Origin of the sequence: Aequorivita lipolytica, from assembly GCF_007997135.1 — a bacterium.
GTDB classification, from domain to species: Bacteria; Bacteroidota; Bacteroidia; order Flavobacteriales; family Flavobacteriaceae; genus Aequorivita; species Aequorivita lipolytica.
In genome coordinates, this window is the sequence record NZ_VORU01000002.1 from 246392 (window position 1) to 261746 (window position 15355).

General features: G+C 36.8%; 14 protein-coding genes. 12 read left to right on the top strand and 2 right to left on the bottom strand.

The features are described from left to right. Positions 1-59: 59 nt before the first annotated feature. A complete protein-coding gene (locus ESV24_RS03625; protein WP_111815303.1) occupies positions 60-1214 on the bottom strand; it encodes a DNA polymerase III subunit in 1155 nt (384 codons plus the stop codon). Between the two features lie 140 nt (positions 1215-1354). On the opposite strand from ESV24_RS03625, the gene ESV24_RS03630 reads away from it, so the two are divergent. The 3 genes from ESV24_RS03630 to ESV24_RS03640 all read left to right on the top strand — a co-directional run bounded on the left by ESV24_RS03630 (position 1355) and on the right by ESV24_RS03640 (position 5382). After that, positions 1355-2542, top strand: a complete 1188-nt coding sequence (locus ESV24_RS03630) for a phosphoglycerate kinase (RefSeq protein ID WP_111815508.1) — start codon at positions 1355-1357, stop codon at positions 2540-2542. Positions 2543-2728: 186 nt separating this feature from the next. Further along, positions 2729-4294, top strand: coding sequence for a LysM peptidoglycan-binding domain-containing protein (locus tag ESV24_RS03635; protein ID WP_111815304.1), 1566 nt, complete (start codon positions 2729-2731; stop codon positions 4292-4294). Positions 4295-4314: 20 nt separating this feature from the next. Then, positions 4315-5382 carry a DUF4837 family protein gene (locus ESV24_RS03640; RefSeq protein WP_235003995.1) on the top strand — a complete coding sequence of 356 codons (1068 nt, stop codon included), beginning with the start codon at positions 4315-4317 and terminating at the stop codon, positions 5380-5382. Positions 5383-5461: 79 nt separating this feature from the next. Here ESV24_RS03640 and tatA read toward each other — a convergent pair whose 3' ends face one another. Further along, entirely contained in the window at positions 5462-5653 is a 192-nt protein-coding gene (gene tatA, locus ESV24_RS03645) for a twin-arginine translocase TatA/TatE family subunit (RefSeq protein ID WP_111815306.1), read from the bottom strand. A 119-nt stretch (positions 5654-5772) separates the two neighbouring features. Between tatA and ESV24_RS03650 the strand changes: the two genes are divergently transcribed. The 9 genes from ESV24_RS03650 (at position 5773) to wecB (ending at position 15355) form a co-directional block, all read left to right on the top strand. Further along, complete coding sequence (locus ESV24_RS03650; RefSeq protein ID WP_111815307.1) at positions 5773-6636, top strand: M23 family metallopeptidase; 864 nt, start codon at positions 5773-5775, stop codon at positions 6634-6636. Positions 6637-6642: 6 nt separating this feature from the next. Beyond that, positions 6643-8145, top strand: coding sequence for a GH3 auxin-responsive promoter family protein (locus tag ESV24_RS03655; protein ID WP_111815308.1), 1503 nt, complete (start codon positions 6643-6645; stop codon positions 8143-8145). Positions 8146-8162: 17 nt separating this feature from the next. Further along, on the top strand, positions 8163-9863 hold the full coding sequence (locus ESV24_RS03660) for a DUF6909 family protein (RefSeq protein ID WP_111815309.1): 1701 nt from the start codon (positions 8163-8165) through the stop codon (positions 9861-9863). A 5-nt stretch (positions 9864-9868) separates the two neighbouring features. Beyond that, positions 9869-10876: a dTDP-glucose 4,6-dehydratase gene (gene rfbB / locus ESV24_RS03665; RefSeq protein WP_111815310.1), complete on the top strand. Its 1008-nt coding sequence runs from the start codon at positions 9869-9871 to the stop codon at positions 10874-10876. Positions 10877-10942: 66 nt separating this feature from the next. Beyond that, complete coding sequence (gene rfbA / locus ESV24_RS03670) at positions 10943-11800, top strand: glucose-1-phosphate thymidylyltransferase RfbA (protein ID WP_111815509.1); 858 nt, start codon at positions 10943-10945, stop codon at positions 11798-11800. A 2-nt stretch (positions 11801-11802) separates the two neighbouring features. Then, positions 11803-12348, top strand: a complete 546-nt coding sequence (gene rfbC / locus ESV24_RS03675) for a dTDP-4-dehydrorhamnose 3,5-epimerase (RefSeq protein ID WP_111815311.1) — start codon at positions 11803-11805, stop codon at positions 12346-12348. Then, complete coding sequence (gene rfbD / locus ESV24_RS03680; RefSeq protein ID WP_111815312.1) at positions 12345-13208, top strand: dTDP-4-dehydrorhamnose reductase; 864 nt, start codon at positions 12345-12347, stop codon at positions 13206-13208. The genes rfbC and rfbD overlap by 4 nt, the downstream gene beginning before the upstream one ends. 10 nt (positions 13209-13218) lie before the next feature. Next, a complete protein-coding gene (locus ESV24_RS03685; RefSeq protein ID WP_111815313.1) occupies positions 13219-14178 on the top strand; it encodes a hypothetical protein in 960 nt (319 codons plus the stop codon). Between the two features lie 52 nt (positions 14179-14230). Next, positions 14231-15355 carry a non-hydrolyzing UDP-N-acetylglucosamine 2-epimerase gene (wecB, locus tag ESV24_RS03690; protein WP_111815314.1) on the top strand — a complete coding sequence of 375 codons (1125 nt, stop codon included), beginning with the start codon at positions 14231-14233 and terminating at the stop codon, positions 15353-15355.

Sequence of the window (15355 nt, forward strand, 5' to 3'; positions counted from 1 at the left end):
GATAAGCTGCTTATTAAAATAGAAGTATTCTATTAAAATAAAAATATAATAGGCGCACTCTATACAAGCTCTGGTTTATGTATTAAGCGAGTTAATTTAATAGAAAGATCAGTAAAAATAATTTTTGAATTTCCATTTCTTTCAATGTGGTAAGAAGCATCCTCCAGAGCAGAATTGATTTCAAAAATGTTATTTTGATGCACGAAAGGTGCAAATTTTGGCAACGAGAAAGTTTTGTCCTTTGCCTCAAAAAACAAAAGATTGTCAGCACTGTAATTTTTTAGTAGCGCTTGCCTAAAAACTTCGATGCAATAAGATAGAAATTTCTTTTGCATTTCACGGCCCTGTCCGGCTAGTTCGTCGCTCCAATCTAAAAGATTGTTGATGGCGCCCTTGTTTCCTTTCGCCCTAAAAGCAGTCCTCACCCAACTTATAAACCATTTCTCAAAAATCTCATCTTCTCCGGTATCTTTAAGTAGCTGTAACGCTCTGTTATAATTGCCGCGCGATCTACGAGCAGTTAGCAAAGCTATGTTCTCTTTTACTTGGATTCTTTTCTTCAAGCTTTCAGAAATATCGGCTTCCGAAAGGAGTGGAAAAGTTAGTTTTTGGCAACGTGATTGAATGGTTGTGATAATTTGCTCTTCCTTTTCCGTTAAAAGCAAAAGAACTGTTTTGTCAGAGGGTTCTTCTACTAACTTTAAAATTTTGTTAGCACATTCAGTATTCATATTGTCTGCCATCCAAATAATCATAACCTTATAACCACCTTCGAAGGCTTTTAGAGATAGTTTTTTAGAAATATTCTCAGCTTCATACTTACTGATGTTTCCCTGTTTCTTTTCAATGCCAATGCTCTGCAACCATTCGAAAAGCGATGCATACGGATTATTTAAAACAAATTTGCGCCAGCCCTCAGCATAATTGTCAGAAATTGCGTTCTTTGAAGCTATTTCACTGGTGTTAACAGGGTAAACAAAATGTAAATCCGGATGTGCCAGTTTTGAAACTCTATTTTTACATGAAATATATTCGGCACTTTCTTTTTCATATTTACTGCAAAGTAGTTCGGAAGCGAACGCAATGGCCATAGGCAATAAACCGCTTCCGTTAACACCGGAAAATAGCTGTGCATGAGGAATTCTGCCATTTTCAATTGTTTTTGAAAGATGCGATTTTATGTGTTGTTGACCTATTACTTCAGAAAAATCCATCGGCAAATCTAATCATTTTTAGAAACTAATTTCAGATTGAAATATATTCAAATTCAAATTATATTCTACATTAATATCAAACTATCCAAACGTTCAATAAACATCAAAAAACCTATATTTGCATCATAAAAATGGAAAAGATGAAAACTGTTAACGATATAGATTTTAAAGGGAAGAAGGCATTAATTCGGGTTGATTTTAATGTACCGTTGGATGATGATTTTAAGGTAACAGACGATACGCGAATACGTGCAGCAAAACCTACCATTTTAAAAATTTTGGAAGATGGCGGAAGTTGTGTTTTAATGTCACATCTAGGAAGACCGAAAAATAGGGAAGCTGAATTTTCACTTCAGCATATTGTAAAAGCGCTATCAAATATATTGGGTGTTCAAGTAAAATTTGTTGCTGATTGCATTGGCCCAGTTGTTGAAAAAGCCGTGGCTGATTTAAAAAATGGAGAAATTCTTTTACTCGAAAACCTGCGTTATTATGAAGAAGAAACAAAAGGCGATCGCGCTTTCGCCGAAAAACTTTCAAAATTTGGTGGTGTATACGTAAATGACGCCTTTGGAACCGCTCACCGTGCGCACGCTTCCACGGCAATCATCGCTGAATTTTTTCCAAAAAACAAATGCTTCGGTTTATTGTTGGCTTCGGAAATAGAAAACGTAAAAAAAGTATTGGAAAAAAACGAAAAGCCTGTAACTGCTATAATTGGTGGAGCTAAGGTTTCTTCAAAAATCACTATAATTGAAAACATTCTAGACAAGATTGATCATTTAATTATTGGCGGTGGGATGGCTTTTACTTTTATAAAAGCTCAAGGAGGTAAAATAGGAGATTCTTTGGTTGAAGACGATAAGCAGAATTTGGCGCTGGAAATTTTGGAAATAGCAAAAAATAAGGGTGTGGCAGTTCATTTGCCGGTTGATGCGATTATTGCTGATAGTTTTGCAGAAACTGCTAACACACAAATCTCCCCGGTGAACAATATTCCCGACGGCTGGATGGGACTCGATGTGGGCCCAAGAACAAATGAAATTTTCGCGGATGTACTTGCCGAATCAAAAACTATTTTGTGGAATGGTCCGGTGGGCGTGTTTGAAATGGAAAAATTTGCAGAAGGAACCAAAATCTTAGGAAAAAACATCGCTAAAGCAACTGAAAACGGTGCTTTCTCGTTAGTTGGAGGTGGAGACTCTGTGGCGGCTGTCCAGAAATTTAAACTTGCAGATAAGGTTAGTTATGTATCCACCGGAGGTGGGGCAATGTTAGAAATGCTCGAAGGCAAGACACTGCCCGGCATTAAAGCTTTATTAGAATAAAAGTTAAATATCACAATATTAGACTTTTGAGTATAAAATTTGCTTAATTTCGCAAAATAATTATTTTTGATAAAATTTTTTATTGAAAAAAACGTTTCATTTTTTAGGAACCTAAAATGAAGCCTTTTTTTAATAGTGTAACAATCAGGCGAATTTGCCAAAATCCCCAAACGCAATCAATAGCTGATGAAACTAAACAAAATCCTTCCCCTTATGCTGCTGCTAGCCTGCAGTATGAGTTTTGCCCAACAAGGCAAAAAGCAGAGCAAGAAGCTGAACACAAAAAAAATTCAGATTGTTGATTCCATTAAAGTTTCAAAAATTGCTGAGGAATTACCCTCAACAGTGGTGGCTACCTCCTTTAAGGATAGCACAGTTTTTAACTTGAAAGATATGGCCCTAGCCCGTAAAAAGGATAGTCTCTGGCTAAAAGAACTCTACAAATCTGATCTTTTTGAAGATATATACAACAGCGTAGCAAACCAAGATTTTGATCCCGTAGATTACGATGAACTCCCCACAGAATTATTAAAGCAACGTCTAAAGGAACTAGATGCCCGAACACCATTTAAAGTAGAATACAATCCTTCCTTAGAAAGTGTAATTAAGCAATATCTTAAGAATCGTCGTAGAGGGTTGGAGCGTTTAATGGGACTAAGTGAATATTATTTCCCTTTGTTTGAACAAGAACTAGACAAGCACAACTTGCCTTTAGAATTAAAATATCTAGCTGTTATTGAATCTGCCTTAAATCCTCGAGCCCAGTCAAGGGTTGGTGCCACAGGACTATGGCAGTTTATGTTTCCTACTGGCAAAATGTTCGGATTGGATGTTAGCTCTTATGTTGATGAGCGTTCAGATCCATATCTTGCAACAGAAGCCGCCTGTAAATACTTAAAGAGTTTAAACACTAGCTTCAACGATTGGGATTTGGCACTTGCTGCTTATAATTCTGGCCCTGGAAATGTTTCAAAAGCAATTCGTCGTTCCGGTGGAAAAACCGATTATTGGAAGCTTCGAGATTATCTTCCGCGTGAAACTGCAGGCTATGTGCCAGCATTTTTGGCTACAATGTATATTTTTGAATATGCACAGGAGCACGGCTTTAAAAAGCAAGCCGCAAGAATTCCTTTTGTAGCCACAGACACCATCCGTGTTAAACAACAAATTACTTTAGATCAAGTTGCAAAACTTACCAATCTTGACAGAGAAGAGCTTGAGTTCCTTAATCCATCGTACAAACTGGGTATTATACCTGTAGTAAAGAATGAAAACTACGTGCTTAGGCTTCCTCTAACGGCTGTTGGAGCCTTTGTAAATAACGAAGATGCTATATATACATTTGCACAAGAAGAGCAGGACGAAACCGAGAAAGCATTGCCTGAATTGTTTGAGCAACCTGAAAAAATACGCTACCGTGTAAAAAGAGGCGATTACCTCGGCAGAATTGCGGAACGATACGGTGTGGGCGTAAGCGAAGTAAGAAGTTGGAATGGGATGCGTAGCAACACTGTTAAAGTAGGTCAGAACTTAATCATTTACCCGAAAAAAAGCACTCAGGATATAGCTAGTAACGCTCCTGTGCAGACCAGTAATTCTTCCGAAAAGACTTACACCGTCCGCAACGGTGATTCATTGTGGAGCATTTCACAAAAATTTCCTGGAGTTTCAGTCCAAAATATCAAAAAATGGAACGATATTAGTGGTACTAACTTAAAGCCTGGAACTAAACTGAAAATTCTAAAAGGATAGTTCCAAAAAATATCCTTTAAATGAAACATCCACTAATAAATTCTTCTTATATATTCCAAACATTATATAAAGATGTTCCATCTGTCAATAAAAACAGGTATAATCGTCGGATGGAACTAATCAATATTGTATTGCTGTTGCTTCTTGTTGCATTATCTTCTTGCAATGAAAACGGTAAAAGGGACAAATCGCTTGTTCCCAATTCTGTAGGAAACATTAATGCCCTTCAAATAATTACACCCAACGATCTTTGGAACGGTGTGGTGGGTGAAGCCATCCGAAATAACTTCGCAGCGCCCACAGATGGTCTTCCGCAAGACGAACCACTTTTTTCAATGAGCCAAATGCCACCGGACGCTTTTACGGGTTTTGCCCGTAGTAACAGGCTTTTTTTATATGTGGTTTTAAGTGAAGAAGACAAGGTTACCGTGGCTACTGATGAATATGCCAAACCTCAAGCTGGGGCAATAATAAAAGCTTCTTCCGAAGAAAAATTGGTAGAACTTATAAATAAAAATGCTGCACAAATCATAGATTCTTTTCACGCTTCCGAAATAAAGGAACGCCAACGAAGAACTGCTATTTCCCTCATGAAAACCGATTCGCTTAAAAAAGTAATGGGCGTTAGTATGCAAATTCCGAGTGCTTATAGAATAGCAAAGGCCACCGACAGTTTTTTCTGGATGCGGAAGGATTTAAAGGATGGTACAACAAATATTCTGGTATATGAAGTGCCATTATCGATGATTACAAGCGACAGTACAGCGGTTGGAGATATTATTAAAATTCGCGATTCAATTGGGAGCAGACTATTACCGGTGGAAGATGACGGCCAGTTTATTACTGAAGATGCATACGCCCCGTATCTTTTCAAAACAAAAATTGATGGAAAATTTGCTTATGAAACTAAGGGAACTTGGGAAGTAAAAGACGACTGGATGGGAGGCCCCTTCGTAAACTATGCCGTGCGGGACGAAAAAAACAATCGCTATTTGATAATAGAAGGTTTTACGTATGCTCCTGCAGTAGCCAAAAGAGATCTTCAATTTGAGTTGGAATCAATATTGAATTCCGCCAAAATAGAATAGATTTCAGGAAAGTATTTCAAAAAAAGAGCCTTTCAGTTTAATGCTGAAAGGCTCTTTTTTTGAAATAAAAACAAGTTTTTTATTTGTTATCGTCAATCTTTTTATCCGCTGGTTCTTCTTTAGACGCATCCTTAAATTCTTTAAGTCCGCTACCCAAACCGCGCATAAGCTCCGGGATTTTCTTTCCGCCGAAAAGCAATAAAACGATCACTACAATCAATATAATTTGCCAAGGGCCAATAACACCTAAAGGAATAAATAATGCAATCATAATTTTGAATATTTAATTAAGCAAAGGTAACAAGAAATGTTTAGATACAACGTTTTGAGGTTAACTTTAGCATATAGCGCTTTAGTTTATTTTATATTTGCAAAAAGCAATTGCAGATTATGACCCAAAAAGAAAAAAGAGCCAAAAAGTTCAAAAAGAAGCTTCTGCACAAATACCGATTGGTAATTTTAAACGAAGAAACCTTTGAAGAGCGTTTTTCGTTTAAGCTAAATAGGTTAAATGTTTTTGTTTTCAGTATTCTTTTTGCTTTGTTTCTCATTTTAACAACTACGTTTATCATCGCATTTACGCCTCTTCGGGAGTATATTCCTGGCTATTCCTCAACCGCCTTAAAAAAGAAAGCCACACAATTGGCGTACAAAACAGATTCACTTCAAAAGATTCTCTATGTAAATGAGCAATACCTCACCTCAATCAAAAAAGTACTTACAGGCGATGTTAAAACCGTGAATTTCAACAAAGATTCTCTTATTGAGATTGCTAAAACAGATCCTTCCGTTTTAATACGAACTTCAAGAAAAGATTCCCTTTTGCGTCAAGCTGTTGCAAAGGAAGATAAATATAACCCACTTATTGCGCCCAAAGTTCAGCAATACGCACTTTTTGCACCGGTAAAAGGCACCATCACTGAAAACTATGATTCACAAGCAAAGCACTATGCGGTGGACGTGGTAACCATAAAAGATTCGCCAGTAAAGGCAGTAGCAGACGGCACAGTTATTTTTGCGGAATGGACGGTCGCCACTGGTTACGTTATTATTTTGAAACATGATAACAACTTAATTTCAGTTTATAAACACAACGCAATGCTCACCAAAGAACAGGGCGAAACTGTAAAAGCCGGAGAAGTAATTGGTACCGTAGGTAATACGGGCGAACTCACCACAGGCCCACACCTTCATTTTGAATTGTGGCGAGATGGCTTTCCCGTAAACCCAACAAGTTTTATTGATTTTGATTAATTGCTTATGTCACTAAAGTCCGTTTCCGCTAAAATTTTCTCTAAAATTGTCGTACTCCGAATTAAAAAATGGGCCACAAATCCTGTTGAAACACAACAAAAAGTTTTTGAAAAACTAATTTCCAACGCAAAGAATACTGCTTTTGGAAAGGACCATAATTTTGAAAAGATTAATTCCTTCGAAGAATTTACAAAACACGTTCCAGTTCGCGATTACGAAGATTTGAAACCTTACGTTGACCGTGTGGTTTCTGGAGAAGAAAACGTGCTGTGGCACGGAAAACCGCTCTATTTTGCTAAGACTTCAGGTACCACCTCAGGTGCTAAATACATTCCGCTAACCAAGGAATCTATGCCCCATCATATTGAAGCCGCCCGAAATGCAATTCTGTGCTATATCAATGAAACCGGAAAAGCAGATTTTGTAGATGGCAAAATGATTTTTCTACAGGGAAGCCCAGAAATGCAGGAAAAGAACGGTATAAAAGTGGGCAGACTTTCGGGAATTGTAGCACATTTCGTGCCTGCCTATCTTCAAAAAAACCGTTTGCCAAGTTTAGAAACCAATTGCATCGACGATTGGGAAACCAAAGTAGATGCCATTGTTGAAGAAACCAAAAACGAAGATATGACCGTAATCAGTGGCATTCCCTCGTGGGTTCAGATGTATTTTGAAAAACTTCAAAAAAATACCGGAAAGAAGGTTGGTGATCTTTTCAAAAATTTCAACCTTTTTATTTACGGCGGAGTCAACTATGAACCCTATCGCGCCAAATTTGAAAATTTAATAGGAAGAAAAGTTGACAGCATCGAGCTGTTTCCCGCTAGTGAAGGGTTTTTCGCCTTCCAGGACAGTCAAAAGGAAAAGGGAATGTTATTGCTTTTGAATTCGGGAATTTTTTATGAATTCATTGAAGCTTCAACTTTTTTTGATGAAAACCCAAAACGGCTAACTATTGGCGAAGTAAAAACTGATATAAACTATGTAATGATAATTTCAACAAATGCGGGGCTTTGGGCTTACAATTTGGGCGATACCGTGCAGTTTACTTCAACCAAACCATACCGCGTCATGGTTTCGGGAAGAATAAAGCATTTTATTTCTGCTTTTGGCGAACACGTAATTGGTAAAGAGGTAGAGGAAGCGATGAACAAAGCGATGGCAAAATTCAATTTTTCCATTACTGAATTCACGGTTGCGCCGCATATTATTCCTTCCGAAGAAAATCTGCCATATCACGAATGGCTTGTAGAATTCGATAATATTCCAGATAGCCTTCAGCAAGTAGCTATTTTACTCGATGCTGAAATGCAGCAACAAAACTCGTATTACTTCGATTTAATTAAAGGAAAAGTATTGCAGCCACTAAAAATCACTACCCTTAAAAGAGATAGTTTTCAGCATTATATGAAATCTCAAGGCAAGTTGGGTGGGCAAAACAAAGTGCCACGTCTTGCTAATGACCGCAAAATCGCTGACGCTTTAATACAAATGCAGCCTCAAAATTAGTGTTATCTTTGCACCCAATGAATAAATTGAATTCACATACCCGTACTCGCGCGCAGGAAAGTACACAAGCTATTGAGCGATTGTATATAACCATGCGCCATCTTTTTAATCGTGGGTTTTACAAGCCTATGGGAGTTTCTGGAGAAACACTGCGCGAATCGTTACTAATGCTTCGTCCTGAAATTTATGGCTCCATAAAAGAAGACAAAATTGAATTGCAAGGCTTGCTTTACGTAATGGACCGTTTGCCGTATGGAATAGAGGAATGCAGGTTTATCAACTTAACCAGCGATGAAGGCTACAAAAACTCACATTTCGAACCAATAATTCCATTGAAACGCCGCAGAAACTGTTACCGCATAGATTCGGAACAGATGAATATTGAAATCACCCGCGGACGTTCAGAAATCTATGATATACTTACACACTTAACCTTCCTCTTCATCGAATCGCATAAGATTATGAAGCAGGTGCTCATCAACGAGAATGGCGAAGTGATCCGCGATTGGAAAAAACTGGAACAAGCAGTACTTAAAAAAGGCAAGCTTACGCAGGAAGAAAAAGAAGTAGCCTTAACGCACACTGCGAATTTCCTTGGAAGAACTTTTCAGGAAGTAAAAAATGTGTATCCATTTTTCGCAAGTGAAAAGAACGAGAACCGCTTCTTCAATATTATCTACTTTTTGGGAAAACTGGCTATCGATGAAATTATTGAAGACAATCAGCGTATAATTACCTTCAGTCCAGTGCTGCGCGAACGTTTAGGCCATCACATCCACGGAGAACTTTGGGCTTTTAACATAAAACAAACTTTACAGGAAAAAGGTTTATTGGAACGTCCAGTACATATTATAAGTGCAAATATGCACAGTGTAATGAATAGCCTTTATGGCCCAAAAGCATTACCTACTGAGTTTTCCAAGAAAAAACCGATGGAGGTTTTTGAAGCCCTAAGCAGTCCTATGAACTTAAAACTGCGTGAAAAAGTAACAAAAACCGCTTTGGCGGAAGGAATGATTTTCATTGAGGACCAGAGCGGAACTAATATTGATGTGCAAATAATCGATACCGCCAAAATTAAGCAGAGTGAATACACCGAAGGACTAAAAGAGCTTGAAGACTCAAAAAAACCTGTAATTGTTGTAATGGATTACGCCTTTGGCGAACAGGCATACGAAACTATGGACGAGCTTTTGAAACCTTTTGTAGATAATGATAAAAACCGCTATTTATTGAATGTAGTTTCTGTTTCTATAATGGGAAAAGCTGGAATTTTAGAAGGTGGAAAGGGCGATATTATGATTCCGTCAGCCCACGTTTTTGAAGGCACAGCAGATAATTACCCATTTAAAAATAAGTTGGATAAGTCACATTTTAAAGATGATGATGTAAATGTCTACACCGGAACAATGATTTCAGTTTTGGGAACCTCACTCCAAAATCGCGATGTGCTTAAGTTTTTCCACAATTCCACCTGGAACGTTATTGGGCTTGAGATGGAAGGTGCTCACTACCAAAAGGCAATTCAGGCAGCATCAAAAATACGCCGAAGTATTAGTCCGAAAGTTAAGGTTCGTTATGCTTATTACGCATCAGATAATCCATTGGAAACAGGAAGCACTTTGGCCTCGGGTGGATTGGGCACAACAGGTGTAAAACCTACCTATTTAATTACCGAAAAGATGTTAAAACAGATTTTAGACACTTCTAAAAATTAATTTTAATGAGTGATAAAGTACTGATTACCGGAGGCGCAGGATTCATTGGCTCCAATTATGTGGAATACGTCCTTGAAAATTGGGAAGACGAAATTTTCGTGCTGGACAAGCTTACCTATGCCGGAAATCTAAAGAATTTGGAAGCTGTTTCAGACAAAATCACCTTTATAAAAGGAGATATTTGTGATGTGGAATTCATTCAAAATTTATTTAAAAAATATCAATTTCAAAAAGTAGTTCACTTTGCCGCCGAAAGCCATGTGGATAATTCTATTTCTGGCCCATCAGAATTTATACACACAAATATCGTTGGCACCTTCAATTTGCTTCAAAGTGCCTATAAAACTTGGATGAGTGGCCCGAATGATATAAAAACTGAATTCAAAAACGCGCGTTTTCTGCATATTTCTACTGATGAAGTTTATGGCACCTTGGGCGAAACGGGTCTTTTTACGGAAGAAACGCCTTATGCACCCAACAGTCCGTACAGTGCTTCAAAAGCGTCTTCAGATTTTATTGTGCGCAGTTATTTTCATACATACGGTATGCCGGTTGTAACAACAAACTGTTCCAATAATTACGGACCCAATCAGCATAAAGAAAAATTGATCCCAACCATTATTCGGAAAGCAATTTCGGGGGAAGCTATCCCAATTTATGGCGATGGAAAAAACGTTCGGGATTGGCTCTATGTAATGGACCATTGTAGCGGTATTTATTTGGCTTTGGAAGATGGAAAACTAGGCGAGACCTATAATATAGGAGGTCGCAATGAGCGTGAAAATCTTTATATTGCAAATGTTATCTGTGAATTTCTGGACGAAATGCTTCCGAAGAAAACTTCTTATAAAGAGCAAATAACTTTTGTGAAAGACCGTCCTGGACACGATTTTAGATACGCCATTGACGCTTCAAAAATAGAAGAAGAATTGAGCTGGAAAGCGAAGGAGAATTTCGAAACTGGCATTCAGAAAACCATTGCTTGGTATTTGGAAAATAGAGATAGATTATAATTTAAGCCACGAATTCACGAATATTTATGCATAAGTATTCGTGAATTCATGGTAAAACAACAACGCATGAAAGGAATAATTTTAGCAGGAGGCTCAGGCACACGATTGCACCCTATCACTTTAGCAGTAAGCAAGCAATTAATGCCCGTTTATGACAAACCGATGATTTATTATCCGCTGTCAACACTTATGTATGCTGGCATTAAGGATATTTTAATTATTTCCACACCACAGGATCTCCCACTTTTTAAACAACTTTTAGGTGATGGTAAAAAGCTTGGCTGCAACTTCGAATATGCAGAGCAAGCACACCCCAACGGACTAGCAGAAGCTTTTATTATTGGAAAGGAATTCATTGGAAATGAAAAGGTTGCATTAATACTAGGCGACAATATTTTTTATGGCTCTGGCTTGAAAGAGTTATTACAATCAAACAACAATCCCGATGGTGGCGTAATATACGCATATCACGTCTTGGATCCTGAACGCTATGGCGTTGTGGACTTTGATAAGAATGGGAAAGCTCTCTCCATAGAGGAAAAACCAAAAAATCCAAAATCAAATTATGCCGTTCCTGGAATTTATTTTTACGACAACAGTGTCGTGGAAATAGCCACAAATATAAAACCCAGTGAACGCGGTGAGCTGGAAATAACCGATATAAACAATGTGTATTTAAAAAAAGGAAAGCTCAACGTGAGCATACTCGATAAAGGCACGGCTTGGCTAGATACCGGCACCTTTGCTTCCTTGATGCAAGCAGCACAATTTGTTGAGGTTATTGAAGAAAGACAAGGCTTAAAAATTGGCGCCATTGAAGAAGCGGCTTATGAAATGGGCTATATTTCAAAAGAACAATTAGTAGCTTTGGCCGAACCTTTGCTGAAAAGCGGCTATGGAAAACATTTACTTCAACTAGACTAAACTTGGAACTACAAAAAACTATTTTAAAAGATTGCTTTATACTAAAACCGAACGTTTTTAAGGACGAACGTGGGCTTTTTTATGAAACCTACAATCAAAATGTATTTGAGAAAACTACAGGATTGAAAGTTGATTTTGTACAGGACAACCAATCTGTATCATCAAAAGGTACGTTGCGCGGACTTCATTTTCAAAATGGTGAAATGGCGCAGGCCAAGTTGGTTCGCGTTGTTAGAGGAAGTGTTATGGACGTCGTGATTGATATTCGGAAAAATTCCGAAACTTTTGGAAAATCTTTCTCAATTGTTTTAGATGATGTTGAGCATCTTCAACTTTTTGTGCCACGAGGTTTTGCGCATGGATTTATTACACTTTCGCAACAATCGATTTTTTCGTACAAATGCGATAATTATTATGATAAAGCTTCCGAAAGCGGAATCATTTATAATGACGCAACCTTAGGGTTGGATTGGCATCTTCCAGAGGAAGAATTTATTATTTCAGAAAAAGATTTGGAACTTCCCACTTTTGAGGAAGCTGTTTCATGAAGAAAATACTGGTAACAGGCGCAAACGGACAATTGGGAAGATGCATAAATGATGCAGCAGCCGAATTTCCCGACCTTGAATTTGTCTTTGTTCCAAAAGAAAAACTTGACATTCAAGAGGCGAACTCTTTAAAGGATTTCTTTAGAAAAAACCATTTTTCACATTGTATTAATACTGCTGCATATACCAACGTTGAAAAAGCGGAAAGCGAAAGTGATAAAGCATTTGCTATCAATTCAGAAGCAGTGAAGAATTTGGCTGAAACCTGCAAGGAAAACGACGTTGTTCTGTTTCATATTTCCACTGACTACGTTTTTGACGGAACAAAAAAATCTCCTTATTTGGAAACCGATTTAACAAACCCAATTAATGTTTATGGGGCTTCAAAGCTTAAAGGAGAAAACTATATTCAAAAAATCAGTAATAAATTCTTCATATTTCGCACTTCTTGGCTCTATTCCCAATACGGGCATAATTTTTTAAAAACTATCTTGAAATACGCCGAAGAGGGAAAACCGTTAACCATTACCACTGAGCAAACGGGAACTCCTACAAATGCAAATGATTTGGCCAGAGCACTATTACAGGTAATTGCACAAGATTCAAAAGATTACGGCGTTTATCATTACAGCAACAGCGGTGAAACCACTTGGTTTGGCTTTGCCGAAGAGATACTCCGGCAAACCAAAAAATTAAAAGATACAAATCTTGCAAAAACCAACCATTACCGTACTTTTGCCGCAAGGCCAGAATATAGTGTGTTGGATAACACAAAGGCACAGAATAAGTTAAAATTAAAATATATAGATTGGCGAGAAAGCTTACAATCTGTATTAGAAAAGACAGTCATTAATTTATAAAACAGTTATTATGGCACAGCAGAGTTCAGAAGAAATTGATTTAGGGTATCTTTTTAAGAAATCTAACGATTTTTTTAAAAGTATTATTAGAGGACTTTTTCTTATCCTGGCATTTTTCAGAAAGTTCTACATTATTATTCTTGTTCTCGTATTAGTTGGCTTTGCCTATGGTTATTATAAGGATTCCAACTCTGTGACGACTTACAATAATGAAATTATTGTTATTCCAAATTTTGAAAGTGTTGATTATTTATATGATAAAGTGGAGGTCATCAACAACAAGATTGCTAGTGGGGATACACTTTATCTTCAAAATGTATTGGATACCAATTTCCGTAAATTAAACAGTATTAAATTAGAGCCTATTGTTGATATATATAATTTTGTATCAAAATCTTATAGAAATTATGATGTCTTGCGGTTAATAGCCGAAAAGCAGGATTTTTCAGAGTATACAGAGGATCTTTCTACGAGTAAATATTATAAATATCACAGAATGGATGTTTCAACCACTGGTAAAGAATCATCTGAAAAAATAATTGAGGATTTACTTATCTTTTTAAATAATAATGAACATTTTAGAAAATATCAGGATGTATATGTAGAAAATAACAAATTCGAGATACAAGAGCATTATAATATGATATCTCAAATAGATTCTTTGTTGAGAGCAAATTCAAGGATAAATAATATTGCTTCGAATGTCTTCATAAACAATACCACAGATTTATTTAATTTAATAGATAGAAAAAGACAATTGGTAGAAAATCTTGTTCAGCTTAAAACAGAAGAAATCGATTTTAAATTACCCATAAAGAAAGTTAGCGGTGATTACAATTTGGAATCAAAAAAATTCTTCTCAATTTCGAATAAAATCAAATATCCTTTAATTTTTGTTTTTCTTTTTTCACTTGTATTTTTTATTATATATATATTCAAAAAGCTCAATAGATATGGACATTCTCATTAATAGCCTTTTTTGGAATTGTATGGAATAAAATATTTGTTGCAAAGAAAACTTAATGAAAATAAAAATTTTAATCGTTTTTGGAACGAGACCCGAGGCTATAAAAATGGCTCCTTTGGTTCTCAAGTTTTTGGGGAATCATAATTTTGAAACCAAGGTTTGTGTGACCGCCCAGCATCGTGAAATGCTAGATCAAGTATTGGATTTCTTTGAAATAATTCCCGATTTCGATTTGGACTTAATGAAACCAAATCAAAATCTTTACTCATTAACTGCAACAATAATTGAGAGCATGAAACCGGTTTTAGATGAGCTAAAGCCTGATTATGTATATGTTCATGGGGACACAACAACTTCAATGGCAGTGGGCATTGCAGCTTTTTACAGTGGCGCAAAAATATGTCATGTTGAAGCTGGACTGCGTACATTTAACAGGCAATATCCTTTTCCAGAAGAATTCAATAGACAGCTTACTGGAAAAATTGCTGATTATCATTTTGCACCTACCATTCTTTCCAAAGAAAATCTTTTGGCTGAAAATATCCATGAGGAAAATATCCTTGTAACTGGAAATACAGTGATTGATGCCCTTCTTTATGGAATTGAAAAAGTAAATTCTGAAAACTTTAAGGATGGGGAAATTGAGAATTTAAAAACTTTCCTAGACTTTCAAAAAAGGATCATTCTTGTAACTGGACATAGAAGGGAAAACCATGGCGAGGGACTTATAAATATTTGCGACGCTCTGAAGACAATAGCACAAAATCACCTAGACGTGCAGATAATTTACCCTGTCCATTTAAATCCAAATGTAGTTGGACCAGTAAACGAATTACTTGGCGGAATTGAAAATATACATTTAGTGTCCCCGTTAGCGTATCCTGCGTTTATTTGGTTAATGGAAAAATCATATTTAATCATTACGGATAGTGGCGGAATTCAAGAAGAGGCTCCGAGTTTAGGCAAGCCTGTTTTGGTTACTAGAACCACTACGGAGCGTCCTGAGGCTGTTAATGAAGGTACGGTAATTTTAGTGGGAACCGATTCAAATAAAATTAGTGAAGAAACTGAAAAATTACTGAACAATTCAGAATACTATAACGGTATGAGTATGTTGCATAATCCTTATGGTGATGGAAAAGCAACAGAAAGAATCGTAAATTTTATCGAAAAATTATAA